At 58.7% G+C, this 25871-nt stretch carries 21 protein-coding genes; 6 read left to right on the top strand and 15 right to left on the bottom strand.

Features of this window, described 5'->3' with window-relative positions; genetic code table 11:
* The first annotated feature begins 273 nt into the window (after positions 1 to 273).
* The gene (locus ACRQ1B_RS04385) at positions 274 to 1476 is read left to right on the top strand and encodes a pyridoxal phosphate-dependent aminotransferase (protein WP_432292436.1); all 1203 of its coding nucleotides are present in this window, start codon (positions 274 to 276) and stop codon (positions 1474 to 1476) included.
* A 78-nt stretch (positions 1477 to 1554) separates the two neighbouring features.
* Here ACRQ1B_RS04385 and ACRQ1B_RS04390 read toward each other — a convergent pair whose 3' ends face one another.
* The 5 genes from ACRQ1B_RS04390 to ACRQ1B_RS04410 form a co-directional block, all read right to left on the bottom strand.
* A complete protein-coding gene (locus ACRQ1B_RS04390) occupies positions 1555 to 4041 on the bottom strand; it encodes a TonB-dependent receptor (RefSeq protein ID WP_432292437.1) in 2487 nt (828 codons plus the stop codon).
* A gap of 113 nt (positions 4042 to 4154) precedes the next feature.
* Positions 4155 to 5132 (bottom strand): FecR family protein, encoded by a 978-nt coding sequence (locus ACRQ1B_RS04395; RefSeq protein ID WP_432292438.1) that lies wholly within the window; start codon positions 5130 to 5132, stop codon positions 4155 to 4157.
* Between the two features lie 6 nt (positions 5133 to 5138).
* Entirely contained in the window at positions 5139 to 5699 is a 561-nt protein-coding gene (locus ACRQ1B_RS04400; RefSeq protein ID WP_432292439.1) for an RNA polymerase sigma factor, read from the bottom strand.
* Positions 5700 to 5853: 154 nt separating this feature from the next.
* Positions 5854 to 7077 (bottom strand): PQQ-dependent sugar dehydrogenase, encoded by a 1224-nt coding sequence (locus tag ACRQ1B_RS04405; RefSeq protein WP_432292440.1) that lies wholly within the window; start codon positions 7075 to 7077, stop codon positions 5854 to 5856.
* Between the two features lie 203 nt (positions 7078 to 7280).
* On the bottom strand, positions 7281 to 8456 hold the full coding sequence (locus ACRQ1B_RS04410; protein WP_432292441.1) for a calcium:cation antiporter: 1176 nt from the start codon (positions 8454 to 8456) through the stop codon (positions 7281 to 7283).
* A gap of 225 nt (positions 8457 to 8681) precedes the next feature.
* Here ACRQ1B_RS04410 and ACRQ1B_RS04415 point away from each other — a divergent pair, with 225 nt between their 5' ends.
* Positions 8682 to 8948 (top strand): DUF2188 domain-containing protein, encoded by a 267-nt coding sequence (locus ACRQ1B_RS04415; protein ID WP_432292442.1) that lies wholly within the window; start codon positions 8682 to 8684, stop codon positions 8946 to 8948.
* 80 nt (positions 8949 to 9028) lie between these two features.
* On the opposite strand, the gene ACRQ1B_RS04420 is transcribed toward ACRQ1B_RS04415, so the two are convergent.
* The 4 genes from ACRQ1B_RS04420 to trxB form a co-directional block, all read right to left on the bottom strand.
* Positions 9029 to 10156 (bottom strand): alkene reductase, encoded by a 1128-nt coding sequence (locus ACRQ1B_RS04420; protein WP_432292443.1) that lies wholly within the window; start codon positions 10154 to 10156, stop codon positions 9029 to 9031.
* Positions 10157 to 10192: 36 nt separating this feature from the next.
* Positions 10193 to 10522 (bottom strand): ArsR/SmtB family transcription factor, encoded by a 330-nt coding sequence (locus ACRQ1B_RS04425; RefSeq protein WP_432292444.1) that lies wholly within the window; start codon positions 10520 to 10522, stop codon positions 10193 to 10195.
* 570 nt (positions 10523 to 11092) lie between these two features.
* Positions 11093 to 11989, bottom strand: coding sequence for a LysR family transcriptional regulator VtlR (locus ACRQ1B_RS04430; protein WP_165931952.1), 897 nt, complete (start codon positions 11987 to 11989; stop codon positions 11093 to 11095).
* 31 nt (positions 11990 to 12020) lie between these two features.
* Positions 12021 to 12995 (bottom strand): thioredoxin-disulfide reductase, encoded by a 975-nt coding sequence (gene trxB, locus ACRQ1B_RS04435; protein ID WP_432292445.1) that lies wholly within the window; start codon positions 12993 to 12995, stop codon positions 12021 to 12023.
* A 257-nt stretch (positions 12996 to 13252) separates the two neighbouring features.
* Here trxB and ACRQ1B_RS04440 point away from each other — a divergent pair, with 257 nt between their 5' ends.
* Positions 13253 to 13720 carry an Lrp/AsnC family transcriptional regulator gene (locus ACRQ1B_RS04440; RefSeq protein ID WP_432292446.1) on the top strand — a complete coding sequence of 156 codons (468 nt, stop codon included), beginning with the start codon at positions 13253 to 13255 and terminating at the stop codon, positions 13718 to 13720.
* A gap of 75 nt (positions 13721 to 13795) precedes the next feature.
* Here ACRQ1B_RS04440 and ACRQ1B_RS04445 read toward each other — a convergent pair whose 3' ends face one another.
* Together ACRQ1B_RS04445 and ACRQ1B_RS04450 are read right to left on the bottom strand one after the other, a co-directional pair.
* Positions 13796 to 14557 (bottom strand): glycosyltransferase, encoded by a 762-nt coding sequence (locus tag ACRQ1B_RS04445; RefSeq protein WP_432292447.1) that lies wholly within the window; start codon positions 14555 to 14557, stop codon positions 13796 to 13798.
* Between the two features lie 107 nt (positions 14558 to 14664).
* Positions 14665 to 15486: a glycosyltransferase family 25 protein gene (locus ACRQ1B_RS04450; RefSeq protein WP_432292448.1), complete on the bottom strand. Its 822-nt coding sequence runs from the start codon at positions 15484 to 15486 to the stop codon at positions 14665 to 14667.
* Positions 15487 to 15579: 93 nt separating this feature from the next.
* On the opposite strand from ACRQ1B_RS04450, the gene ACRQ1B_RS04455 reads away from it, so the two are divergent.
* Positions 15580 to 16386: a glycosyltransferase family 2 protein gene (locus ACRQ1B_RS04455; protein ID WP_432292450.1), complete on the top strand. Its 807-nt coding sequence runs from the start codon at positions 15580 to 15582 to the stop codon at positions 16384 to 16386.
* Positions 16387 to 16399: 13 nt separating this feature from the next.
* Here ACRQ1B_RS04455 and ACRQ1B_RS04460 read toward each other — a convergent pair whose 3' ends face one another.
* Together ACRQ1B_RS04460 and greA are read right to left on the bottom strand one after the other, a co-directional pair.
* A complete protein-coding gene (locus ACRQ1B_RS04460) occupies positions 16400 to 17476 on the bottom strand; it encodes a glycosyltransferase family 4 protein (protein WP_432292451.1) in 1077 nt (358 codons plus the stop codon).
* A 118-nt stretch (positions 17477 to 17594) separates the two neighbouring features.
* Positions 17595 to 18071, bottom strand: coding sequence for a transcription elongation factor GreA (gene greA / locus ACRQ1B_RS04465; RefSeq protein ID WP_432292452.1), 477 nt, complete (start codon positions 18069 to 18071; stop codon positions 17595 to 17597).
* A 230-nt stretch (positions 18072 to 18301) separates the two neighbouring features.
* Between greA and ACRQ1B_RS04470 the strand changes: the two genes are divergently transcribed.
* Both ACRQ1B_RS04470 and ACRQ1B_RS04475 read left to right on the top strand, forming a co-directional pair.
* Positions 18302 to 19534: a putative DNA modification/repair radical SAM protein gene (locus ACRQ1B_RS04470; RefSeq protein ID WP_432292453.1), complete on the top strand. Its 1233-nt coding sequence runs from the start codon at positions 18302 to 18304 to the stop codon at positions 19532 to 19534.
* Positions 19531 to 21003 carry a UdgX family uracil-DNA binding protein gene (locus tag ACRQ1B_RS04475; RefSeq protein WP_432292454.1) on the top strand — a complete coding sequence of 491 codons (1473 nt, stop codon included), beginning with the start codon at positions 19531 to 19533 and terminating at the stop codon, positions 21001 to 21003. The genes ACRQ1B_RS04470 and ACRQ1B_RS04475 overlap by 4 nt, the downstream gene beginning before the upstream one ends.
* Before the next feature lie 21 nt (positions 21004 to 21024).
* On the opposite strand, the gene ACRQ1B_RS04480 is transcribed toward ACRQ1B_RS04475, so the two are convergent.
* Both ACRQ1B_RS04480 and carB read right to left on the bottom strand, forming a co-directional pair.
* Positions 21025 to 22212, bottom strand: a complete 1188-nt coding sequence (locus ACRQ1B_RS04480; protein WP_432292455.1) for a T6SS phospholipase effector Tle1-like catalytic domain-containing protein — start codon at positions 22210 to 22212, stop codon at positions 21025 to 21027.
* Positions 22213 to 22345: 133 nt separating this feature from the next.
* A complete protein-coding gene (gene carB / locus ACRQ1B_RS04485; RefSeq protein WP_432292456.1) occupies positions 22346 to 25831 on the bottom strand; it encodes a carbamoyl-phosphate synthase large subunit in 3486 nt (1161 codons plus the stop codon).
* Positions 25832 to 25871 lie beyond the last annotated feature (40 nt).

The following is a 25871-nucleotide window of genomic DNA, read 5'->3' on the forward strand; positions in this document are numbered from 1 at the left end:
CACGCGGCTTTGGTGCGGCAAAAACAAGGCGTCGGTTAACGTCAACCGTCGATCAGTTGCGGACTGCTTAAATGTCCTGCGAAGCGATTTGCTGAGCTGCGGAATCTGCCGGTTGCCGAGAATAGGTCAGGCTGTCAGACAGGCTGGTTTTTGTGAGTGGAAGAACCGTTTATGGCCGGTTTGTGCTTGAATAAGGGTTATACATTCGACATAGAACCAGACGGCGAAAATTCAGTTTTGTCCGCCTACTCAAACCCTCAGGATGACTTCATCATGGCCTTTCTTGCCGATGCCCTCTCCCGCGTAAAGCCCTCCGCCACCATCGCCGTTTCGCAGAAAGCGCGCGATCTCAAAGCAAAAGGCCGCGATGTGATCGGTCTCGGTGCTGGCGAGCCAGATTTCGACACGCCGGACAACGTCAAGCAGGCCGCCATCGACGCCATCAATCGCGGCGAAACGAAGTACACACCGGTTTCGGGCATTCCCCAGCTGCGCGAGGCGATCGCCAAGAAGTTCAAGCGCGAGAACGGTCTCGACTACACGGCGGCCCAGACGATCGTCGGCACCGGCGGCAAGCAGATCCTGTTCAACGCCTTCATGGCGACGATGAACCCGGGCGACGAAGTCATCATCCCGGCCCCTTACTGGGTTTCCTATCCTGAAATGGTGGCGATCTGCGGCGGTACGCCGGTGACCGTCGCAACAACCCAGGAAAACAGCTTCAAGCTGACGGCCGAACAGCTGGAAGCTGCGATCACGCCGAAGACAAAATGGTTCCTGTTCAACTCGCCCTCCAACCCGACGGGTGCAGCCTATAGCCACGACGAGTTAAAGGCACTGACCGACGTGCTGCTCAAGCATCCGCATGTCTGGGTGCTGACCGACGACATGTACGAGCACCTGACGTTTGGTGACTTCAAGTTTGTGACGCCGGTCGAAGTCGAGCCAAAGCTTTATGACCGTACGCTGACCATGAACGGCGTGTCCAAGGCCTATGCCATGACCGGCTGGCGTATCGGTTACGCTGCCGGTCCGCTCGAACTGATCAAGGCCATGGACATGATCCAGGGCCAGCAGACCTCGGGTGCCTCCTCGATCGCCCAGTGGGCTGCCGTCGAAGCGCTGAACGGCCCGCAGGATTTCGTTGCCAAGAACAAGGCGATCTTCGAAGGCCGTCGTGACCTCGTCGTTTCCATGCTCAACCAGGCGTCCGGCATCGTGTGCCCGAAGCCGGAAGGTGCATTCTACGTCTACCCGTCCTGCGCCGGTCTGATCGGCAAGACCGCGCCGTCGGGCAAGGTGATCGAAAACGACGAGGATTTTGTCACCGAGCTTCTGGAAGCCGAAGGTGTTGCCGTCGTCCACGGCTCGGCCTTCGGCCTCGGCCCGAACTTCCGCATTTCCTACGCGACCTCGGAAGAGCTTCTCGAGGAAGCCTGCAAGCGTATCCAGCGTTTCTGCGCTGCTTGCCGCTAAGCGCTTCACATAACAGCTGAAACGAAGAAAGCCCGCCGGAAACGGCGGGCTTTCTGGTTTTTCGGGATAGGTGCGGCTTCAGAACTTGCGGCTGAGTGAGATCTTGAAATTGCGACCCGGCATGGCTGTGATGCCGTCTGCAAGATAGGGTTCGTAATATTTGTCGAAGATATTCTGGACAGAAGCGTGAAGCTCGGTGTCTTTCATAATACCGTCCTGTGGAGTCCAGCTCATGAAGATGTCATGGACTGCATAACCGGCGCTCGGCGGGCGAGCATAGGTCTTGCCATTCTGATTGTAGGGCGTCTTGTCCTGCGCATCGACAAAAGTGCCTGACCAACCGACGGTGAAATCCTGATCGGGAAATTTCACGCCAAGTGCCGTCTGGGCGGTGAACGGGGCCAGATCGTTGATATAGGTGCGTGGACCGAAAATATCGTTGATGGCGCCATGTCGCGTGCCGGTCATCCACGATAGGCCAACATCTGCAAACATCCGCTCGTTTTCATAATGGGCCTGAATTTCCAAGCCGCTCGTCGTGTAGGACGGCGTATTCCAATAGAACGGCACTGGCCCGTCGACGCCCATACCGGACAGGTTGGCGGTACCAAACCGTCGGGTCACAGGATTGGTGACGTGGTTGTTATAGACGGCAACCTTGGCGGCAAACATGTCGCCCGACGTCAGGACGTCGTCGAAATTGAATTCCGCACCCAGGTTGATGGTGTTGTTGCGTTCAGCTGCAAGGCCTCTGCTGGTGCTGGCAGCGGTGGTCTGGGCGCTCTGGTTCGAGTATATTTCATCAATGTTGGGCGCTCGCATCGCGTAGGACCAGTCGGCGAAAAGGCGGAGGTTCCGGTTCGCATCCCACACAACGCTGACGGCCGGGGTGAAGCCGGTGTGATCTACTGCTGAGAAATCGTGGCCGGCTGCGGGATTATTGTAGCGCGGTGCATTGCTCGGCACACCCTCGGATCGGATGAAATCAAAGCGCATGCCGGGTGTGACCTTCAGGTCCTCGGTTAAGCTGATCGTGTCTCGTACGAAGGCCGATGCGGTGTCCTGCGTTCCTTCAGGCATGAACCATGGCGCGTAGTACCCGTAATTGTGCTGTGCCGAGTTCCTGTTGGCGATATCATACATCCAGACGTCACGTTTGTGAGCGTTGTACTGCAGGCCGTAGTTGAGGCTGTGGTCAAAGCCACTGAGCGTGAAGTCCGAGGTGTTTTCCAGTTCGATCCGCAAATCGGAATAGGTTGCCTCATTCTCGAGTCCGCCGACCGATGCGGCCGGGCTGAGGTTGCCGGGGCGCGTGGCGCGTTGTCCGGTCGAAGAATAACTTGCCATGAAACGCGGGTTCCAGAGTTCGCTATCGCCCTTGTATTTATATTCGAACGTCGTCGTCAGATCCTGCAATTCGCGCCATGCAAGGCGACGCCGCGCGGCTTCCTTGTAACCATATTTGGCAATATCGGAGAGCGAGATGTCCAGCTGGCCACGTATGGCGGCAACCGGTCCCCAATTGTTGCTTTCGCCATAAATGACGGAGGTGTTGATCTCGTGCCCGTCGAATTCCGCGCCAAGCTTGGCCATGCCGGTGGCGAGTTTGGAATCGGAGAAGGCGTAATGTTCGCCTCCGCCAACGCGCATGTCGCCGCCCTTGCGCCACGTCAGGGAAAGCAGGCCATCATAGGTGACCGGCGTGCCGAAGTCCGAGCGACCGTAAAGAGCACCGGTTTCCAGAAATTCCTTGTCGGCGGTCTGATACGCAGTCTTGCCCCAAGCGCCCCAGCTTTCGCCGGGTCTCAGCATGTCGGCGGCATCCTTGCTTTCCATGCGCACCGTGCCGCCAAAGCCGCCATTGCCATAACGAACCGAAGTCGCGCCCTTTTCGATTTCGACACGCTTCAGCAATTCCGGCTCAACGAAAATGTTGCCCTGATCGTATTTCTCGAAATTTTTCGGGGCGCCATCCAGCAGGATGCGTGTATCGGATTGCCTGGCAAAGCCGCGGATTGCGATGCTCTGTCCCTGCAAGCGTACGCCGCCGCCCATCGAGACCCCCGGCGTTTGCCGGACGAGTTCGGGGATGCTCGAAGCCTGGACCCGAGAGATGTATTCTTCATCGATGGATGAGGAACTCGGATTGCCGGACGCATAATAACGGCTGGTCTTGACTTGCAACGTGTCCAGATTGGTCACATCGCCATCCGTGCCAGCCGCCGCATTCGCCGCGGTTGCCTTGGTGAGCGTCACCGTGCGGCCTTTGACGCGATATCCGATGCCCGTACCGGAGAGCAGTCTGTCCAGAGTTGTATCGACCGACAGGTTGCCGGCAACGCCAGAGGTGCGCAGTCCTTGCGTGATCGCAGCATCATAAACGATCTGCAGTTTTGCCTGCGCCGCCAATGCATTCAGAGCGGTCGAAAGATTGCCAGCCGGCACGTTGATGGTGACAGCCGTCGCCTGCTGCGCGTGGGCAGCGTTGAGCGTGGCAAAAATCGCTGCGCCCGCCAGAAGCATGGCCGCGAAACGCTGCAGCCGGCGTGGGCTGTGGTCTTGCATCGAATGTCTGTTGGTCGAAACTGTCATGGTCCCCGGACCCATCCTGTGAAATGTTCGTCTGCCGGGTTGACGGATGGACGGGCATGTTTGGGACAGGTCTTTTGAAAAAAAAATTACTGGCGCAGGATCGTCAGGTAGGGACCGAGGCGCGTGACCTTGATGCCGATCGCCTCTGAGAAACTTTCGAGGGCGGTTTGCGGGTCGCTCAGGTCCAGACTGCCGGAGATTTTTCGCTTCGCCAGATCGGATTGGGCGATCATAATGCGACCGGGAAGAAAACGGGCGAGTTCGTCTATGACCGCCGAAAGCGGGCGGTTGTCGAAAACGATACGGCCCTGTCGCCAGGCCGTTGTCATGGCGATATCGGTCGGCTCGACAGAGCCGAGTTGGCCATCATCGTCATAGGTAACCTGGTTGTTTTCCGACAAGCGCTGTTTTCTGTCGTCCGACAGCGAGGCGACCATGACTGCGTGCTCCGTTACCGTTACCCGTGTGGCTTCGTCGGAGACATTGATGTCGAAAGCCGTGCCGAGTGCGGTGGTCGTGCCATTTCCGGCCTCCACGATGAAGGGGCGGGCAGGGTCGGCCGCCACTTCGAAATAGGCCTGTCCCCGCAGCAGCCTGATCCGTCGCTCGTTTGGCTCGAGATCGACGGCGATGGCGGTTTCGGCGTTGAGTTCGACCTTCGAGCCATCGGCAAGAGTCAGGATCTGTTTCTGGCCGGTGCCGGTGATGACATCGGCACGCAGGCGCATGGGGCCATCGGCGGCAAGGAAAGCGGCTGATGCGCCAAGAGCGAGGAGCAGCGCCGCAGTGATATTGCGGGCGCGCAACAAGGGCTTGTGGGTCGCTCGCTGAGCGAAGTCGAGGTCACTCTTGAGGAGATAGCTGGCATCGCCCATGGCGCGGCGGGCGCGTTCGAAAACCTCACCGCGCTGAGGATCTTTAGCAAGCCAGGTGTTGAACTGCGCTTGAAGCATCGGATCGTCGGGCTTGTCCTGCAGGCGCAGCAGCCAGTCGATCGCGTCAGCCCGCAGCTTGCGTTTTGTTTTATCGTTGGCCGTCGTGCCGGCTATTTCCGCGTTTTGCATCGGCGTTCAGAACGTTTCTTCCAGCCGATCAAGGCAATGCAGATAGGCCTTGCGCAGGTGACGGTCCACCATATTGCGGCTGATCTTCATGCGCCGCGAGATTTCGTCGGCCGACAGATTGCCGACACGGCTTGCGATAAAAACACGACGGCGCTGCAGCGACATGTCCATGATGGCCGTTTTCAGGATAGCGATGCGGTATTCGAGATCGAGGCCCTGATCGGGCGATGCGATCGGCGCACTGACCAGCAGTGCCTCCTGTTCGGTACCGGAAAACAGGCAGGCTTCGAAACGCTGGCGGCGAAAACGATCGATGCCGAGATTGATGCAGGCGCGGATCAGAAAGGCCTTGAGCGAAGCCTTCCCTTCCAGTGCCGCCTCTCTGTGCCGCAGGCGCACGTAGACGTCGTGGACGATGTCCTGCGAGTTCGCCGACGTGTGGCCACGGCGGCGCATGTTTGCGCAGAGCTCCTCGTAATGGGCGAGGAGGGCACTGTCGAGAAGAGCGGTCGGGATGGCTGTCGACGTGACGTCTCTGGTGGAAGAGGCGCCGAAATGCGCGGTCATGGCAGTCTCGGATGTGGCGGTGGATCGCCGGTTTCTTAAAAGCCATGTCCGGGCAATGCAACAAATATGATGATTTTAATCATGTTTATCGTTGCTGTGTTTGCGACTGTGGCCGGCAGGCAACTTTTATCAAGGTCGCCTGCCGGGAAAGTCGTTACGCCTTGGTCAGCTTGACGATGGTGGAGCTTCCGCCACGGCTTTCGGTGACGGCGTAGACGGCGCCATCCGGCCCGACCTTGACGTCGCGGATACGGGCATCGAGCGGTACGCGCTCTTCATGGGCGACCTTGTCACCATCCATATGCAGCACGACAACGCCCTGTGACACGAGGCCTCCGACCAGGAACGCACCCTTCCACTCAGGGATGGCGTCACCATCGTAGAAAGCCATGCCGGATGGCGCGATTACCGGGTCCCAATAATAGACCGGCTGTTCTGTTTCGGCCTTGGCTGTGATGCCATCGCCAACCGCGCTGCCACTATATTCAACGCCGTAGGTGACTTCCGGCCAGCCGTAGTTCTTGCCGGCTTCAGGGCGATTCAGTTCGTCGCCGCCCTTCGGTCCATGTTCCACTGTCCAGAGGCGACCCTGGCCGTCCAGCGTGGCTGCCTGCAGGTTGCGGTGGCCGAGGCTCCAGATTTCCGGCCGTGCATTTTCCGTTGAAACGAATGGATTGTCGGCGAGCGCCTTGCCCTCGGCATCGATACGGAACACCTTGCCCAGGCCGCTCGACAGTTCCTGTGCCTGTACACGCGGCTCAGGATCGGAGCGCTCGCCTACCGTTACGTAAAGCTCGCCCTGTGGGCCGAAGACGAGGCGTGAGCCAAAATGCTTGTTGCCGTCATAGCTTGGCATCTGCTGGAACACGACTTTCACATCTTCAAGCGTGCCACCGCCGGCGTCGTCCGGCACCAGCTTTGCGGAGGCGACCGACGTGCCGTTGCCGTCTTCACGCTGTTCGGAAAACGAGAAGTAGATTTTCCCCGAAGTCTCATAGTCGGGTGCGAGCGCCACATCGAGCAGGCCGCCTTGTCCGCCGGAGAGAACTTCAGGAACGTTCTTGATGGCTGGGCCGGCTTTGCCTTCCTGCGAAATGATGTGCATGTCGCCTTCCTTGGCGGTGACCAGCATGCGGCCGTCGGGCAGGAATTCCATGGACCAGAGATGTGGCAGGTCTTCAGCCACCGTTTCTGTTGTAATCTTCGGCATCTGTGCCGGCTGCGGTGCGCGCGTCTGGTTGGCGAAGGCGGGCTTCTGGTCTGGCGCGTTGGCAGCCTTGGTTTCGGCAGGTTTTGCCGCAGATTGCGCAAGGGTCGGGCCGGCAAGCACGGCGGTGGCGAGGATGGTACCGGTGAGAAGGCGGGTCAGGCGCGTCATGGTGAACTCCCTTTCATCGTGATCGACTGGCATATACGTCGCCTATCTAGGGCGTCGTGGCGCCAAACCCGCACACGTGGCGTTCAACATTACTTTATCTGTCTGTCTGCCGGCACGCGGCCGGCTGACAAACGGATTCAAGCACTTATGAAATCGATTCCGCTTTTTCTCTTAACCTGCCGATACGGAATCCCTATTATCAATCACAATCCCAGCACCGTCAGCATGATGAAGGTGGCGAACAGCACGAAATGAGTCATGCCCTCGATGGCGTTGGTTTCACCGTCATTGAGGTTGATGGCGGCAACGATGAGGGTGATGACGACCATCACCGTCTGCACCGGCGTCATCGCCATGACGAAGGGCTGACCGGTATAAAGCGCGATCGCCTCCATCACCGGCACGGTGAGGATCACGGTTGACAGTGATGCGCCCATGGCGATGTTGATGACGGATTGCATGCGGTTTCGAAGTGCTGCCCGCAGTGCCGTGAGGATTTCGGGCGCAGCCGAAATGGACGCGACAATGACGGCCATGAGGGCGGGCGGGGCGGACGTGCCTTCGAGGCCTGAATTGAGAAAGGCGGCCATGAATTCCGCCAGAAAGCCGATGACGACCACACCGAACAGGATGACGCCGATGGAGATCGCGGTGCTGGTCTCCTCGGTCTCTTCGGTGGCAGAGGCTACCGGCGTTGCGGTTTGCTGGTGCGATGACGGTGCCGACGTCGTGGGCATGGTGGGGCCGGAGCCCGTCGCGGCCATCGCGGGTGTCGTCTTCTTGTAGCTGTAGCTGAAGAAATAGCTGTGTGGCCCGACCTGCATTTTGAGGAAGAGGGCGTAAAGCGCGATCATCGCGATGATGGTAAAGCCGGAATAATAATGCCAGCGGTCGTCGGGCACGAATTCCGGCACGATCATGGAAATGCCCATGGCGGTGAGGATCATCACGCCGTAGGTTTTTCCCGAATTGTCGTTATAGGGCTGTTCTCCAAAGCGCAGCCCGCCAAGCAGGGCGGCAAGGCCGAGAATGCCATTGATGTCGAGCATGACGGCTGAATAAATCGTGTCACGCACCAAAGTCGGCGAGCTGCTGCTGCTGAGCATGATCGCCAGGATCATCACCTCGACCGCGACCGCAGACAGCGTCAGGATCATCGTGCCGTAGGGATCGCCGACCTTGTGGGCGAGAATTTCGGCGTGATGGGCGACCCGGGTGGACGCGAGCACGATCACCACGATCAACACTGCAGCTGCAATCAGCGAGACAACCCTGCCGGCCTCCAGCAGGCTGTGTTCAACGAAGATGCAGGCGATGGCGACAATTGCCGCCAGAACGAGCGATTTTTCCTGTTTCGGTAGTGCCGCGATACCAGCCATGATTCCCATCAAAGACATTTGTCAAAGTGTTGGGATTTAATGCCCTCATGGCAGCCATCAAGGGCGGGTTTTGCGCCCGAGCGGCTTTGATGCCATAGTAACCTCAGACGGGTGGGAACTTCGGGCCTTCTCGACGCTTCTCTCCTGCACGCGATTGCCGGCCCTTTTCGATTGGCTGATGTCGGCGCCGCGCCAAAAGACAGGCCCAAAACAAGGAGGGAAAGCATGACCAAGGTTGTCTATCAAGTCGTCAGGCATGATGGCGGCTGGGCGTATCGCCTGGATGGAGCCTATTCCGAAACATTCCCGACCCATCAGGATGCATTGGCGGCAGCGCGGATCGTGGCAGCCGAACAGCAGGTCGGTGGCGAGCCCGAAGAAATCAGCTGGCAGGATTCCAAAGGTGTTTGGCACACCGAATACAGCGATGGCGGTGACCGGCCGGAAGCTGAGGTCCTCGATGAAGACGAAGGCCAAGTTCAGCGTGCGTAAAATGCGTCAAGTCGATTTGCCCGACGGCTAACGCAAAAGGGGCCCGCGCATGGCGAGCCCCCGATAGTTTGCTGGTGGAGTTATTCGGCCGCAACGGCATCCAGAACCGGATAGTCGGTGTAACCCTTGGCGCCACCGCCATTGAAGGTGGAAACGTCAGGCGTATTGAGCGGCGCGCCGGTCTTCAGGCGGTCGACCAAATCCGGATTGGCGATGAAGGAACGGCCAAAAGCGACGACATCGGCATAACCGCTTTCGACGGCAGCCTTGGCGCTTTGGCCGTCGTAACCGTTATTGACCATCCAAGCCCCCTTGCCGCCGGCCGCGCGATAGGCGGCCTTCATGGCATGATAGTCGAAAGGCCCGTCGCCTTGCGTGAAATCGCGCGGGCCACCTGTTGCGCCTTCTATGACGTGGATGAAAGACAGGTCGCGTTTGCCAAGTTCCTGGGCCACGTGATGGAACAGCGGCTGCGGGTCCTGCTCGGTGATGTTGTTGGCCGGTGTGACTGGCGATAGGCGAAGGCCGGTGCGACCGCCGCCGATTTCACTGACAACGGCATCGACGATCTCAAGCAGGAAGCGTGTACGGTTTTCGATCGACCCACCATAGTCGTCGGTTCGCTGGTTGGCACCGGTCTTCAGAAACTGGTCGATCAGATAGCCGTTGGCACCGTGGATTTCGACGCCGTCGAAACCGGCTTCGATGGCAGCGCGGGCGCCTTTGCGGAAATCATCGACGATTCCGGGAATTTCGGACAATTCCAGTGCACGCGGCTCGGAGGTTTCAACGAACGCACCGCTGCCATCCGGCTTGATGATGTAGGTCTTGCCGTTGGCGGGCAGGGCGGACGGGCCGACGGGAGCACCTCCGTTCGGCTGCAGCGAGGCGTGTGAGATCCGTCCTACATGCCACAGCTGAGTGACGATCTTGCCGCCACGTTGATGCACGGCGTCCGTTACCTTTTTCCAGCCTTCGATCGCTTGAGGCAGATAGAGGCCGGGGACATCGATGTACCCCTGACCCTGTTGCGTCACCGACGTGCCCTCGGAGATGATCAGCCCGGCTGTGGCGCGCTGTTCGTAATACACGACGTTGAGATCGTTCGGCACGGCCCTTGGCGAGCGATTGCGGGTAAGCGGCGCCATGGCCACGCGATTTTCGAGGGCAATGTCACCAAGAGTGATAGGGTCGAACAGGCTGGCCATGAGGGCTCCTTTAGCTGCCTTTGGAATTTCAAGAAATCAGAGAGTGGCGCGCAGGTCCTCGATGAAGGCTGCGATGCGGTCCTCATTACGCTGGTAGAAAGACCACTGGCCGATACGCTTCAGCGTAATAAGGCCAGCCTTTTCCAGAACCGAGAGGTGCTGAGAGACGGTGGATTGCGACAGGTCACAGCATTTTTCGAACTGGCCGGCGCAAATGCCCATATCGAGAGGATGCGCCTGGCTGCAGAAATGGTTTTCCGGTTGACGCATCCATTCGAGGAACTCGACGCGCTTCGGGTGCGAGAGTGCCTTGAGAATCTCCGCCCTGGTTGCCGGGTCGATCTGCGTTTTGTTCATATCGGTCATTGCCGATATATAAATCGGCCAAAGCCGATTTTAAGGGGCGGCAGAGAAAAAAATGGAATTCCGGGCAAAAAAAAGGGCCAACGGAAAATCCGCGGCCCATAGGTATGAAGGTTTCAAAACCTCCAGAGGGGAACAGCCGGCAATGACGACGAGGGGCGTCGCCAACGGGGCCGGCTAAACCTGAAATGGGGAGGCGTAGCCCGGATGACAAGGGGCATTTCCGTCAAGGCGTCATTTTTTGTTGACGCCCTACCACATGTTTTGCGGAGTGGCCGACGGCATTTTTGTGGGCAAAAAAAGAGGGCCACCGGATTGCTCCAGGGCCCTATAGGTATGAAGGTCAAATAACCTCCAGAGGGGAACAGCTGCTGCGGTGGAACTGGGAGGAAAGCCACCATGTGCATCAGCTGTGTGCGATATGGGCGTTTTTTGTGCAGGTCGCAACGTTTTATTGTGCAATCCAGCTATGTCTCAAGCGCAAGGCTTATGTCACGTGGTCGTCATATTTGCAAAGGTTGCGCAAAATGACGTCGATGGAACAGGAAAGTGCTCCATACCGTAGGCGCGTGGTCAGAAGTTCCAGTTGCGTGCCTTGGCGACGATGAAGTCACGGAAAACCTTGAGCTTTGCCGCATTCTTGATTTCGTCGGGATAGCAGAAATAAGTGTCGAACGAGGGGATGTCGGCATTGATCGCCAATTGAATCAGGCCCGGATCGCGTCCGACGATATAGTCCGGCAGCACGGCAATGCCGATTCCCAGCAGGCAGGCGCGCTTGATCGATGTCTGGCTGTTGATCTGGAGGTGCGGCGTGCGCGGATTGTCCGATGAACGGCCGGCATCCTCCAGCCAGTTCACGTCCAGAAGATAGTTCGGCGCCGGCTGGCCAAAGCTGATGATTCGATGATTGTCGAGATCCTCGACCGTCTGCGGCTCGCCGAATCGGTTGATATAGGACGGTGCCGCATAGACATGCATGTGTACAGTAAACAGCTTGCGCTGGATAAGGTCGGACTGTTGCGGCTGGCGAAGGCGGATGGCGCAATCGGCATGCCGCATGTTCACATCGACTTCCTCGTTGTCGAGGATCAGCTGGATCGACATTTCCGGGTAAAGCTGCAGGAATTCCTGCACCTTGTCGGTGAGCCAGCCCTGGCCGAGGCCGACCGTGGTGGTGACGCGCAGCTTGCCGGACGGTTTGTCGGTCGTCTCGGTCAGCTGCATCTTCACTGTTTCGAGCTTCAGAAGCACGTCATGGGCGGTGCGATAAAGCAGTTCACCTTGTTCGGTGAGGATGAGACCACGGGCATGGCGGTGGAACAGTTTCACGCCGACATCCTGTTCGAGCGCGCTGACCTGGCGGCTGATGGCCGACTGGGAAAGATGCAGCTTGTCTGCCGCATGGGTAAAGGACCCGGCCTCCGCCGCCGCGTGAAAGATGCGCAGTTTGTCCCAGTCCAGTGGCACCACCATGCCTTGATCCCTTTTTTTGTCTTCGTTATTCGGCGGCTTCGGCTATCGGCTGGATGCCGGCAAGAAAACGTTCTGCCTCGAGCGCAGCCATGCAACCCATGCCGGCGGCGGTGATTGCCTGACGGAAAGTGTCGTCGGTCACGTCACCGGCCGCAAAAATGCCCGGCACGTCGGTCGCGGTCGAATCCGGTGCGGTCCAGAGGTAACCGTTGGATTTCAGCTTCAGCTTGTCCTTGAACAGTTCGACCGCCGGAGCGTGGCCGATCGCCACAAACACGCCGTCGATCGTGCTGTCGCTGACAGTGCCGGTGCGGGTGTCGCGCAGGCGAACGCCGGATACCGACGGTGGCATCGGCGGCTTGGCCGGGGTGCCGGTGATTTCGGCGATCTCGGTGTTCCACAGAACCTTGACGTTCTCGCGCTGGAACAAGCGTTCCTGCAAAATCTTTTCCGAGCGAAAGCTGTCGCGGCGATGTACGACGGTGACTGTCTTGGCGATGTTGGAAAGATAAAGCGCTTCCTCGACAGCCGAATTGCCGCCGCCAACAACGATGACGTCCTTGTTGCGATAAAAAAAGCCGTCGCAGGTGGCGCAGGCGGAAACACCAAAGCCCTGAAACGCCTGCTCGCTTTCAATGCCGAGCCATTTTGCCTTGGCGCCGGTGGCGATGATCAGCGTGTCTGCGGTCCAGACCTGTCCGCTATCCGTCCTGACGGTAAAGGGGCGATGGCTGGTATCGACTTCGGTCACGAGGTCGTTGACGATTTCGGCGCCGACATGCTGGGCCTGACCCAACATCTGCTCCATCAGCCACGGGCCCTGGATTGGATCGGCAAACCCCGGATAATTTTCCACATCGGTGGTGATCATCAACTGGCCGCCCTGTTCCATGCCGGCGATCAGAACGGGCTTCAGCATGGCGCGCGCCGCATAAATGGCGGCAGTGTAACCGGCCGGGCCGGAGCCGATGATGAGAACCTGGGTGTGACGGGCAGACATGGGACGATCCTTATTCAGTGCCGCGGCAGAGAGCCTTAAGAGGGTGAACTGCATCCCTATATGGGTATCAAACCGCATTCCACTGCCGACGAGCCTTCATTTATGATTGTTCCATGCGGAGATTCAAGGGCAGCCATGCGTTTCCAACAGGACTTGAGCCTTCTGTGCAACAATCCGTCGCTGGCTCGAAACTTTGTTGCGGAATCCTTCGATTTCTATAGAGGATGCTTGCGTGACAAAGACAGAAAGGCAGTGCCGTGATCCGCATTGAGCTCGACAGCATCGATCTGAAAATCCTGCGCGAATTACAGGCTGACGGCCGTATGACCAATGTCGAGCTGGCGGAGAGAGTTGGTATTTCGGCACCGCCCTGTCTTCGGCGCGTGCGCAAGCTGGAAGAAAGCGGCATCATCGAGGGGTATCATGCCATGCTCAACGGGCCGAAGCTGGGTTTCGATCTGGTTGCCTTCTGCGTTGTCGGGCTGAAACATCAATCCGAAGCCAACCTGAAATCGTTTGCCGCCGCCACGGAGCAATGGCCGATGGTGCGTCAGGCCTGGATGGTGTCGGGCGACAGCGATTTCCTGCTGCATTGCGTCTCGGAAAATCTCACGAAATTCCAGGACTTTGTCATCGAGGTGCTGACGGCAAACGAGCACGTGGATACCGTCAGGACGATGCTGACGATCAGGCAGGTGAAGAAGATCGGTTTGGTGGAGGTGTGACTGCGTCGATCACTTGAACGCAGTTCGATTGATTGCCTTTACGTGCGGGCGCCAATGGGTACGCCAGTCGTGGTCTCATGCGCTTTCAATCATCGCGACGATGTCCTGTTCAGTGTAGTCTCGTCTGTTTCGAACCTGCCAATGGACGAATGCCGTGTCACTGCGCGGTGATTTGACAAGGCGGTTTTCATCCAGCGTTGCAGCTTTCACAATGCGGTTCCATCGCTGCTCCAGTGGCGTGAACTGCATTCCCTGCCTGAAGCAGGCCGTGCCAAGATAATTTTGGTCCAGGCGATAAAAGCGCGGCAGAAATGCCAGACGCATTGCGACGGAATAGGCCGTGATATTGGGAAAGTTTTGTCGCGCGGCAGCGAGACCTGCGCGGGTATAGACGATGACACCCGAATTGAAGGCGCGTGTCTTGCCATCGTGGAGCCGGGGAGGCTTGGCCCGAAAAATGCCACCGGAGACCATCGCCCAGCGATTATCATTCCGGTCATTCAGCCATTTGGGCCGGTCGTCGCGAATTTCAGAATCCAGCTCCTCAACCATGCCTATGTGATCGACGGGGCATGTCAGGATATCGGCCGATGCCGCTTTTTTCGGATAGACATCGGCATCAATGAAGATGACCCTGTCATAGTCAAGAAAACTGTCATCATAAATCGGAAGAAGCGCATGATAATATTCTGAATATTTGCCTTTGAAAAAATCAGGGTTTTCATCGAAGCGATATTCGGCACCATGGCGTTGCGCATATTCCCTGAACAGACGTGAACTCAGGCTGGCATAGGCTGGAACCGTGCCCTTCCAGAATTGGTAAATGAGGGTTTTCATTCAAAAGCTCCGCCAAATCGGTTTCGCTGTCTATGCCGTTCCAAGGCAAGGCGAAAGAGTTATTTGGGAAGTATGCGCGTTGCGCTGAGGCGAAGACCGATTGATTTTTAGTGCGTGTCAGCATGCTGCCGAAAATCGACGCGCACATTGATTTGTCGGGAAAACGGGTTCAACCGACATCCAGAGATAAAGGTGGTGAGCTGCGCCCAGAAGCGGTGCCCCTCGCGTATAATTTTCTGTTTCAGTGTTTTGCGTTTGCGATTGATTTCCCACGCCCGTGTTATGTCACTCGGCAGTGCTTCCGCCTTCGAGCCCATGAACTGGTCTTGTATGCAAAGAGCAGGCATCATCTGGTAAATTTGAAGGCGTTTAAAGAGAACAGAAGCGGGATCGAACAGAATCTGATCCACCGCCATGTGAACGCTTCCCAGTTCACCAATAAGCCGCCGCGCGCTCAGCGGGCTCAAAATGTAGCCTGCCATACCAAAATGCTGGCCAAGCAGTTTTGCCAGGCTATGACCATGATCCAGCGGGATGCTTGTCTTCGAAACGACGGTCTTCCATTTCTTGACCGTCTCGATCTTGACGATCTCCGCATCGGCCGGGATCCACTTGCCCGATTTCAAAAAGGCGGCTGCTTCGGCTGAAAAATGAATGTCGTCTTCAAGCACCGCCGCATGGCCGGTTTCCATGGCGGCGATCTTTTCCCAGGCGTGCCGGTGGCTGAGCATGCAGCCGACCTCGCTCGGGGAAAGACAGAGACTGCCGTCGGGCTTTTTTTGAGACCAGCGCGCGATCTCTTCCGCATCGAGACGCTTGCCGTCGACGGCGTCCAGGCGTTCGAATTCCAGACCCTGTGCGCCGAGAAGCCTTTCCATGCGCTCGAGGCGCTCGGGATTACGTGCCAGATTGATGACGAAAATCTTCATGACCCGCTACCCTTCCTCTCGTGGCTCGTATAGATGCTGCCAAAACTCAAGTGTCCGGCGCGTTTGGGCCGCCGTTCTCGATGGATCTAATCTATGACTGGCCTTCTGCCTATATCGGGCTTCATTATCTGCCTCAATGAAGAGAATTATCTAGGGCGCTGCATCGAAAGTCTAAAGGGCTTTTCTGAAATCGTCATCGTTGACTCGGGCTCGACCGACGGAACCGCCAAGCTCGTCCAGTCCTATATCGACCGTGGATGGCCAATCCGCTTCATGTACGAGCCTTGGCGCGGTTATGCGGGGCAGAAGCAGTTTGCGTTGTCGCAGTGCAGCCAGCCATGGTGCTTTAACATCGACGCGGACGAACGGCTGGACGAGCAATTCCAGGCATTGCTGCCGAAACTTGTCGTGGCACCGGAAAATATTGTCGGATGGCGCATCGCTCGGCGTCCGTATCTGATCGGTTATGGTTATACGCCCGAAAACGTTCGTGAGCGTCAGAACTTGCGGATGATCCGCAACGGCAAGGGTGAGTATGATCTCAGCCAGACGGTGCATGAAGGCATCATGCCGAACGGACGCGTGAAAGACACGCCATCGGGCAGCCTGCTGCATTTCCGCCCCCTTCTGCTCGATGAGCAGATTTTGAAGGAAAACAAATATTCGACCCTGAAGGCCAACCAGAAAGTTGCCGAAGGCAAGCGGTCGAAGCTCAAGAAGCTCGTGTTTTCACCGACCGTTTATTTCCTGCGTCTGTATTTCTTCAACGGCCTGTGGCGCTGTGGCGTGCCGGGTCTGATCCAAGCCATGACCGGCGCATCCTATTCGTTCCTGACCCAGGCCAAGATCTATCAGCGCAATGCGCTCAGAAAACACCCTATTGCCGATGAGATAGAGTGATGGGCCGCGCCACTCAGGTGGCGGTGGCCTTGTAGATGTCGCCCAGTTTTTGTGCCTCGCCCTCGATGTTGAAATTCTGCGCAACGTGGGCGAGCGCTCGTTTCGAGGCCATCGCGCGCCGCACGTCATCGTCCATGAAAAGCGCCGTGGTATTCACCATGACATCGAGATTGTCGCGGGCAACGATCTCGCCCGTCTCGTTCTCGCCGGTCACCAGCAGTTCGGAAAATGCGCCGACATCGGTCGCCACGACCGGTACTGCCGTTGCCATCGCCTCGAGCGGGGTAAGCCCAAACCCTTCCCAGCGTTGCGGCGCGACAAAAAGATCCAGCACCCGATACCAGTCGTTGATATTCGTATGCTCGCCGACAAAGAGGATACGGTCGGCAAGGCCAACCGCCGCCACGCGCGCCTTCAGTTCGTTTTCGAAGGCCATATGTTTGGCCGTTGCGCGACCGGCGATGATGGCGATCCAGTCAGGCCTGTCGGGCAGAAGGCGGACCATGCTGTCGACGAACAGATCGGTGCCTTTCTGGTGACGCACACGACCAAAGCAGCCGACGATCTGCGCATCGCCATCAAGCCCACAGGCGCGTTTCGCTGCCGCCCTATCTTCCGGCGGCGAAAAACGGTGCGTATCTATACCGTGCAGCACGACGGTGTTTTGCACTTCCAGATAGGCTGATGTCTTGGCGCTGGTGGCGATCACAGCGTCCATTTTCGAGATCAGCCATTTCGTCCAGCCGGTATGCTTGCGCTGCGAAGCCGAGGTGAAGACAATGCGGATCTTCATCCGCAACACATCGCGCATCACGATTGCCGGCAGCATTTCGAGATTGCGGCGGGCATGCCAGATACGAACAGAGGCGCCATCCGGCTCCGACCAGAGGTGGAAGAGGTCGCGAAAACGAATGAAGGGCAGGCTTTCCGGCAGGCCGGGGCCAAGAGAGGCGATCCGCTGGCCCTGCCGGGCTTGAACCGGCAGAAGCTGGATGATCGTTGATGTCACGCCGGAAAGGCGCCTTTTGAAATTCGGCGCAATGACTTGGATCTTGCGGATGTCGGCAAGCGGCACTGTTGTCTCCGGCATGCTGCCTTAGGACGCCGTGCGCCCATCTGGACGCACAAAAGACGCTCTAGTTCTTGGATCTGCGCATCGTATCGGCCCGAAAATCGATTGCGATTTTCGGGCCGATACCGAGGGCTGGTCAGCCCCAGGTGACGGTCAGGATTTCGTAGGCCTTGGAGCCGCCCGGAGCGACCACCTCGATGGAATCGCCGGCTTCCTTGCCGATCATCGCACGTGCGATCGGCGAGGAAATGGAAATGCGGCCCTGCTTCACATCGGCTTCCTGATCGCCGACGATCTGGTAGGTCTTTTCTTCGTCGGTATCTTCATCAACGAGTTTGACCGTGGCGCCGAACTTGATGGTCGAACCGGACATTTTCGACAGGTCGATCACTTCCGCGCGGGCTGTCAGGTCCTCAAGTTCGGTGATCCGGCCTTCATTATGGCTCTGCGCTTCCTTGGCGGCGTGGTATTCGGCGTTTTCCGACAGGTCGCCATGGGCGCGCGCCTCGGCAATCGCTTCAATGATGCGCGGACGTTCTTCCTGCTGACGCCAGCGAAGCTCCTCCTGAAGCTTCGTGAAACCGTTCGGCGTCATCGGTACCTTTTCAACCATTTCCTAGTCCTCGACCCTGCGTCCGCCATGCGCGGACACAAAAAGAAAGAGGTCCCGGAGCAAAACTCCGGAACCGTCCGAAAAACATTATTTGCGCCAGTATAACAGAAATCTGACGGCAAATTCCAATAAAAACAGAGATAGTGCATTCATGCGCGATTTCACAGGGGCACAGTTGCTTTTGCAGGGTTTCTTGACATTCGTGTTGAGAACATATAGTGAACAAACTAATGAAGAAATCGCTTAAAGAACGCCTCGCCATTCTCTCTGATGCGGCCAAATATGACGCTTCCTGCGCATCGAGCGGGACGGTGAAAAGAGATTCGTCGGCATCTGGCGGACTGGGGTCGACTGAGGGTTCAGGCATTTGCCACGCCTATGCGCCGGATGGGCGATGTATCTCGCTTTTAAAAATTCTGATGACGAATTTCTGCATCTATGATTGCGCCTATTGCATCAATCGATCGTCGAGCAATGTCGAGCGGGCGCGGTTTACGGTCGAGGAAGTGGTCTGGCTGACGCTGGAATTTTATCGGCGCAATTATATTGAGGGCCTGTTCCTTTCCTCCGGCATCATTCGCTCCTCCGACCACACGATGGAGGAAATGGTACGCATTGCGCGCGAACTGCGAACGATCCATAATTTTCGCGGCTACATTCACCTGAAATCCATTCCCGAAGCCTCACCGAAACTGATCGAGGAGGCGGGACTGTATGCGGACCGTCTCTCGATCAACATCGAACTGCCGACGGATGCCGGCATCGGTAAATTTGCGCCGGAAAAACGGCCGGACAATATACGGCGTTCGATGGGCAATCTGCGTCTTAAAATTGAAGAGATGGCCGAGCCGACCCTGCAGAGCAAACGGCGACAGAAGTTTGCGCCGGCGGGGCAGAGCACACAGATGATCGTTGGGGCCGATGCCGCTGACGACGCCACCATTCTCGGCACCAGTGCTCGGCTTTATGGCAGCTATGGCTTGAAGCGCGTCTATTATTCGGCCTTCAGCCCAATCCCCGATTCATCGAAAAACCTGCCGCTGATCAAGCCGCCATTGATGCGCGAACACCGGCTATATCAGGCCGACTGGCTGTACCGCTTTTATGGCTTCGATATCGGCGAGATCACATCGTCGCGGCCCGACGGCATGCTGGACCTTGATGTCGATCCCAAACTGGCCTGGGCACTCGGGCATCGCGAGCAGTTTCCGGTGGATGTGAACCGGGCAGACAAGGAAAAGCTTCTTCGCGTGCCGGGTTTCGGTACCAAGACGGTGAAATCCATTCTGTCGGCCCGCCGCTTCCGCCGCCTTCGGCTGGAGGATGTTGCGCGCCTGGGTGTATCGCTGAAGAAAGTGCAGGCTTTTATCATTGCAGAGGGCTGGACACCGCACCGGCTGGTCGATCGCACCGATCTGCGGGCAATGTTCATGCCGAAACCGGAACAGTTGTCACTGTTATGACGGAGTGCTGTTTTCTGGAGGGGCGGGGCGATCTTTCCGAATGGCGGGATGCGGCGCGTCGTTTCCTGATTGCAGGCATCGAGCCGCAAAAGATCGACTGGCGGCTGCGTGATGGAGAGCAGGGGCTGTTTGATGACGGCGGTTGCTCGTCCTCGGGTGCAACCGTGCTTCCGGTCGTGAACGGAGATGCGGCACAGGTGTGCGTGCCGCCAGCCTTTCTTCGGCTTGCGGAAGCGGTTGTCTGTCACGCTGATCCCGGGCGATTTGCATTGCTTTATCGCCTTCTGTTTCGCTTGCGGCAGGAGCGGCATCTGCTGGAGGTGAAATCGGATGCCGATGTGGTGGCGGCGCATCGCATGCATAAATCGGTGGGCCGCGATTATCACAAGATGACAGCCTTCGTGCGTTTCAAGGAAATGCCCTTGGCTGCGGGCGTGGCCGGCCGACGCCGCTTTCTTGCCTGGTTCGAGCCGGATCATTTTATCGTCAATCGGGTCGCCCCGTTCTTCCAGCGGCGGTTCAACGATATGGATTGGATCATCGCTACACCGCGCGGATCGGCCTCCTGGGATGGCCAGACATTGCGGACTTCGGCGGAGCCGGCACAAAAGCCTGACATAACGGATGAGACCGACGAGCTCTGGCGTACCTATTACGCCTCCATCTTCAATCCCGCCCGGCTGAAGGTGAAGATGATGATGACGGAGATGCCGAAGAAATATTGGAAAAACCTGCCGGAAGCGGACCTCATCCCCGGCCTGATTGCCGGCGCTGAGGCTCAGGTTCTCGACATGGGGCGACGGCAGGCTACGGAACCGTTGACCTTCCATCATCGCCTGCAGGAAGCGGCAGCGCGTGTGCCGGCTGCGCCAGCGGCGCAGGCCGGCACGATCGAGGCTCTGCGGCAGGAGGCGCGGCATTGCAACCGCTGCGATCTGCATTGTCGCGCCACGCAGACGGTGTTTGGCGAAGGACCGGTCGATGCACAGGTGATGATCGTCGGCGAGCAACCGGGCGATCAGGAGGATCTGGCGGGGCGTCCGTTCGTCGGGCCTGCGGGCCGCGTGTTTGATGAGGCTCTGTCGCTGGCCGGCATGGATCGGCGCAGGCTTTACGTCACCAATGCGGTCAAACATTTCAAATATGAACCGCGCGGCAAGCGCCGCATCCACCAGCGCCCGAACATGGGCGAGGTGCAGCAATGCCGGTGGTGGCTGACCCGCGAGATCGACCTTGTGCAGCCGAAGCTGATCGTGGCGATGGGAGCGACGGCGCTTTTTTCGCTTACGGATCGAAAAGACCGACTGGAGGATGTGCGCGGCCGGCCGATCGAGATGAGCAAGGGCCAGGCGCTGTTTGTGACCGTGCATCCCTCCTACCTGCTGCGCATTCCCGATGAGGGGCGAAGGGCAGCGGAACTGAACCGCTTTCGCGAGGATATCGCGTGTATCGGCCGCCTGTCCGCATAAGCGTAAGCCGTGTCCATTCCCTCAGAATACGAATTCCGCACCGGCTGGCAGATTGGGTGGATTATAGCCTCCGCCATCAATGCGGGCCTGAACTGTTTCATGCAGCAAAGCATTGGCGGGAATCAGGCGCGGATCCGAGCGCGGGATGTAATAACCGCCTGTGGCCGCGGGCTTGCGCCAGGAGTTCTTCGGCACTTTTCGAGGCAGCCATTCCAGCAACGTCCAGCCCGCATTCATCGAGTCGTGAAGGGGCGCGAGTGCGTCCGGTTGCACATAGTCAGCGGTATTTTCTCCGAATACGATCCTGTCGATGGTGTGGTCTTTGTAAAACAAGCCGCTCGGGCGGGTTTCGCGTATCATCCAGGAAAGCGGGATTTTGATCTGGGCGCTGTCCTTTTCCGGAAATCCGCCGCCGACGTCGCGGTGATAGCCAGCGAACCAGACTTCCTTGGCGTTCTGCTTGCCCTGCACCGGCGCAAAAGGATTGCCGCGATAATCCTGGTCCGGAACCCATAATTCCGGTCGGAACATCGTCCTGCGTTCGTCGATCGCCACTGCATGCCGCACCCATTCGACACTGGGATTTTTCTGGGTGAAGGGGTGGGTTTTCAGTTGCAGCCGGCCGTTGCCGTTCTCGATCATCGAGGCGACGGTATCGAACAGGCCGAGCAGCCGTATGGCTGGGCGGTCATTGTCGAGCGTGCGCTCGTAAAGGCGCATGGTTGCAAAGGGGGAGGCGTCGGCGCTTGTCCGGGTCGAGGACTGGTCCGGGATGTCCTTGTATGCGCCGTAGGCATAATCGAGCAGATTGAGATGGGACGCGGACATCAGGCCGAAAGCGTGAATGAAGCCGGCGAGCACTCTCGCCGTGTAGGCGCCCCGGCTGAAGCCGAACAGATAAATGCGATCGCGGTCAAAGTGGCGTCCGTCTTCGCGTGGTCCGGCCTGATAGTTCTCGACGAGAAAACGATAGGCCTGCTTGACGTTGTGATCGAGCCCCCAGCCGGTGGCCAAGCCCCAGATTTCGGCGGCATCGCGACGGAAGGACCACCAGTTCTCGTCGGCCCCGAACGTGCCGACACCCGGATCGTAATAGACCATCTGGCGCTCGGAGCGTTCCAGCGTGCCGAACAGGCGCAGGATGTTGCTTCGGTTGGCTGCAATTTCATTGGACGTGCCGTCGAGCAGTATGACGATATTTTTGCTCACATCCTTCTCCCCCGTTTCCCGAGGGGAGGCTAGCAGCCGGTCTTGTCCGGTGCAATCTTGGGTGCGTGTGGAAAACGAAAAACCCGCGATCGATGTCGCGGGTTTTTGCCTGTTTTCATGCGGATCCGTAGGCTCAGAAATAGCTCTGCAGCGGGCGCACTTCGAGATTGCCAGCCTTGAGCGCCTTGATGGCCATGGCGGCGGCTTCGGCACCGGCCATGGTGGTGTAATAGGGCACTTTCTGCATCAGCGTGGCGCGACGCAGCGACTTCGAGTCCGAGATCGCCTTGTTGCTATCCGTCGTGTTGATGACCAACTGGACCTGACGGTTGCGGATGGCGTCCTCGATATGCGGACGGCCTTCCAGAACCTTGTTGATCTTGGTGGCTTCGATGCCGTGTTCTGCCAGGAAGCGGGCGGTGCCGCCGGTTGCCAGAACCTTGAAACCGATCTCCACCAGAATGCGGATCGCCGGCAGGACACGTTCCTTGTCGCTGTCGCGAACCGATACGAAGACGGCGCCATCACGCGGCAGTTCGACGCCAGCGCCGAGCTGGCTCTTGGCGAAGGCCAGCGCGAAATCGGTGTCGAGGCCGATGACTTCGCCGGTCGAGCGCATTTCCGGACCGAGCAGCGTATCGACGCCCGGGAAACGAGCGAACGGGAAGACGGCTTCCTTGACGGCGATGTGCTTGAGATTGCGCGGATCCGGCTTGGTGCCGTAGGCGGCGAACGTTGCATCAAGCTGTTCACCAGCCATGGCGCGGGCGGCGATCTTGGCGATCGGCGCGCCGATCGTCTTGGCGACGAACGGTACGGTACGCGAGGCGCGTGGGTTGACTTCCAGCACGTAGACCGTCTCGTCCTTGATGGCGAACTGGACGTTCATCAGGCCAACAACGTTTAGTGCCATGGCCATCGCGGTCGCCTGACGCTCGAGTTCGTCGATCATCTCGGCAGACAGAGTGCGCGGCGGCAGCGAGCAGGCGCTGTCGCCTGAGTGAATGCCGGCTTCCTCGATATGCTCCATGATGCCGGCGATGAAGACGTCCTTGCCGTCGCACAGGCAATCGACGTCCACTTCAATGGCGTTGGACAGGTAGCTGTCGAACAGAAGCGGGTTCTTGCCGAGCAGGGTGTTGATCTGGCCGGTCTTGTCGTTCGGGTAACGCTGCTTGATGTCTTCCGGAACTAGTTCCGGCACGGTGTCGAGCAGGTAGGTCTGCAGCATCGCTTCGTTATGGATGATCTGCATCGCGCGGCCGCCGAGGACGTAGGACGGGCGAACGACCAGCGGGAAGCCGATTTCGGATGCGACTGTGCGCGCCTGTTCGACCGAATAGGCGATGCCGTTGTTCGGCTGCGTGAGGTCGAGCTTCATCAGCAGCTTCTGGAAGCGGTCGCGGTCTTCGGCCAAGTCGATCATGTCGGGTGCGGTGCCGAGGATCGGGATACCGTTCTTTTCCAGCGCTTCGGCGAGCTTCAGCGGGGTCTGGCCGCCGAACTGGACGATGACGCCCACAACTTCGCCCTTTTCCTGCTCCGCGCGGAGAATTTCGATGACGTCTTCAGCCGTCAGCGGTTCGAAATAGAGGCGGTCGGAGGTGTCGTAGTCGGTCGATACGGTTTCCGGGTTGCAGTTGATCATGATCGCTTCATAGCCGGCATCCTTCAGCGCGAAGGCGGCATGGCAGCAGCAATAATCGAACTCGATGCCCTGGCCGATACGGTTCGGGCCACCGCCGAGGATGACGACCTTCTTGCGATCCGAAACTTCGGCTTCCGAGCGCAGCGCGCCGACGAACGGGGTCTCGTAGGTCGAGTACATGTAGGCGGTGGGCGAGGCGAATTCGGCGGCGCAGGTGTCGATGCGCTTGAAGACCGGGCGCACATTCAGCGTGTTGCGCAGTTCGGCCACTTCCTTCGGGCGCTTGGAGGTCAGCGAGGCGAGGCGGGCGTCGGAGAAGCCCATGGCCTTCAGCTTGCGCAGGTTTTCGGCATCGGTCGGCAGGCCGTGCTCGCGGATGCGGGCTTCCATGTCGACGATCGCCTTGAACTGGGCGATGAACCACGGATCGATCTTGCAGGCTTCGTGCACTTCTTCCTCGGTGAGGCCGAAGCGCAGCGCCTGTGCGACCTGGCGCAGGCGGTCAGGCGTCGGCGTGCCGATGGCGGCGCGAATGGCGTTCTTGTTGCCTTCGCCCTCTTCCATGCCGGGGATTTCGATTTCGTCGAGACCGGTCAGGCCGGTTTCAAGGCCGCGCAGCGCCTTCTGCAGCGATTCGGCAAAGGTGCGGCCGATGGCCATGACTTCACCGACCGACTTCATGGCGGTGGTCAGGACCGGCGAGGCGCCCGGGAATTTTTCGAAAGCAAAACGCGGGATCTTTGTAACGACGTAGTCGATCGACGGCTCGAAAGAGGCAGGGGTCGCGCCGCCGGTGATGTCGTTTTCCAGCTCGTCGAGCGTGTAGCCGATGGCGAGTTTTGCCGCGACCTTGGCGATCGGGAAGCCGGTGGCCTTCGATGCCAGAGCCGAGGAGCGCGATACGCGCGGGTTCATTTCGATGACGACGAGGCGGCCGTCCTTCGGGTTGACGGCGAACTGCACGTTCGAGCCGCCGGTTTCAACGCCGATCTCGCGCAGAACCGCGATCGAGGCGTTGCGCATGATCTGGTATTCCTTGTCGGTCAGCGTCAGGGCCGGCGCGACAGTGATGGAATCGCCCGTGTGGACGCCCATCGGGTCGATGTTTTCGATCGAGCAGATGATGATGCAGTTGTCCGCCGTGTCGCGGACCACTTCCATCTCGTATTCCTTCCAGCCCAGAACCGATTCTTCGATGAGAACTTCGGTGGTCGGGGAGGCGTCGAGGCCGGAGCCGACGATCTCGAAAAACTCCGAGCGGTTATAGGCGATGCCGCCGCCGGTGCCGCCGAGCGTGAAGGACGGGCGGATGATGGCCGGCAGGCCAACGACGTCGAGCGCCTGCGCGCCGATCGCGATGGCATGCGCCATGTAGCGCTGCTTGCGGTCGGTTTCGCCAAGATTCCACTTGTTTTCCAGCTCGTCGAGCGCCTTGTCGAGATCGGCGCCGGCAAGCGTTTCGCGCAGTTTTGCGCGCTCGGCTTCGTGGGCCTTGCGGTCGGCATCCTTGATGTCGGTGGCGTTGGCCAGCATCGACTTCGGTGTTTCAAGGCCGATGCGGGCCATGGCCTCGCGGAACAGGGCGCGGTCTTCGGCCATGTCGATGGCGGCGGGTTTTGCGCCGATCATCTCGACATTGTAGCGATCAAGGACGCCCATACGCTTGAGAGAGAGCGCGGTGTTCAGCGCCGTCTGGCCGCCCATGGTCGGCAGCAGCGCGTCCGGGCGTTCCTTGGCGATGATCTTGGCGACGACTTCAGGGGTGATCGGCTCGACGTAAGTGGCGTCGGCGAGGCCCGGATCGGTCATGATCGTTGCCGGATTGGAGTTGACCAGGATGACGCGAAAACCTTCTTCGCGTAGCGCCTTGCAGGCCTGAGTGCCGGAGTAGTCGAACTCACATGCCTGACCGATGACGATCGGACCCGCGCCGATGATGAGGATCGATTTGATGTCTTGGCGCTTTGGCATGGTCTCTATCCGCTGTTTTTCTGCGCGAAAAGCCGGCACG

It is taken from the genome of Endobacterium panacihumi, assembly GCF_050847465.1.
GTDB classification, from domain to species: Bacteria; Pseudomonadota; Alphaproteobacteria; order Rhizobiales; family Rhizobiaceae; genus Neorhizobium; species Neorhizobium panacihumi.

What these genes read in the sequence shown, in the direction of transcription:
- ACRQ1B_RS04385 (WP_432292436.1), top strand. Translation starts at nt 274, where the DNA reads ATGGCCTTTCTTGCCGATGCCCTCTCCCGCGTAAAGCCCTCCGCCACC.
- ACRQ1B_RS04390 (WP_432292437.1), bottom strand. Translation starts at nt 4,041, where the DNA reads ATGCAAGACCACAGCCCACGCCGGCTGCAGCGTTTCGCGGCCATGCTT.
- ACRQ1B_RS04395 (WP_432292438.1), bottom strand. Translation starts at nt 5,132, where the DNA reads ATGCAAAACGCGGAAATAGCCGGCACGACGGCCAACGATAAAACAAAA.
- ACRQ1B_RS04400 (WP_432292439.1), bottom strand. Translation starts at nt 5,699, where the DNA reads ATGACCGCGCATTTCGGCGCCTCTTCCACCAGAGACGTCACGTCGACA.
- ACRQ1B_RS04405 (WP_432292440.1), bottom strand. Translation starts at nt 7,077, where the DNA reads ATGACGCGCCTGACCCGCCTTCTCACCGGTACCATCCTCGCCACCGCC.
- ACRQ1B_RS04410 (WP_432292441.1), bottom strand. Translation starts at nt 8,456, where the DNA reads ATGGCTGGTATCGCGGCACTACCGAAACAGGAAAAATCGCTCGTTCTG.
- ACRQ1B_RS04415 (WP_432292442.1), top strand. Translation starts at nt 8,682, where the DNA reads ATGACCAAGGTTGTCTATCAAGTCGTCAGGCATGATGGCGGCTGGGCG.
- ACRQ1B_RS04420 (WP_432292443.1), bottom strand. Translation starts at nt 10,156, where the DNA reads ATGGCCAGCCTGTTCGACCCTATCACTCTTGGTGACATTGCCCTCGAA.
- ACRQ1B_RS04425 (WP_432292444.1), bottom strand. Translation starts at nt 10,522, where the DNA reads ATGACCGATATGAACAAAACGCAGATCGACCCGGCAACCAGGGCGGAG.
- trxB (WP_432292445.1), bottom strand. Translation starts at nt 12,995, where the DNA reads ATGTCTGCCCGTCACACCCAGGTTCTCATCATCGGCTCCGGCCCGGCC.
- ACRQ1B_RS04445 (WP_432292447.1), bottom strand. Translation starts at nt 14,557, where the DNA reads ATGAAAACCCTCATTTACCAATTCTGGAAGGGCACGGTTCCAGCCTAT.
- ACRQ1B_RS04450 (WP_432292448.1), bottom strand. Translation starts at nt 15,486, where the DNA reads ATGAAGATTTTCGTCATCAATCTGGCACGTAATCCCGAGCGCCTCGAG.
- ACRQ1B_RS04455 (WP_432292450.1), top strand. Translation starts at nt 15,580, where the DNA reads ATGACTGGCCTTCTGCCTATATCGGGCTTCATTATCTGCCTCAATGAA.
- ACRQ1B_RS04460 (WP_432292451.1), bottom strand. Translation starts at nt 17,476, where the DNA reads ATGCCGGAGACAACAGTGCCGCTTGCCGACATCCGCAAGATCCAAGTC.
- greA (WP_432292452.1), bottom strand. Translation starts at nt 18,071, where the DNA reads ATGGTTGAAAAGGTACCGATGACGCCGAACGGTTTCACGAAGCTTCAG.
- ACRQ1B_RS04470 (WP_432292453.1), top strand. Translation starts at nt 18,302, where the DNA reads ATGAAGAAATCGCTTAAAGAACGCCTCGCCATTCTCTCTGATGCGGCC.
- ACRQ1B_RS04475 (WP_432292454.1), top strand. Translation starts at nt 19,531, where the DNA reads ATGACGGAGTGCTGTTTTCTGGAGGGGCGGGGCGATCTTTCCGAATGG.
- carB (WP_432292456.1), bottom strand. Translation starts at nt 25,831, where the DNA reads ATGCCAAAGCGCCAAGACATCAAATCGATCCTCATCATCGGCGCGGGT.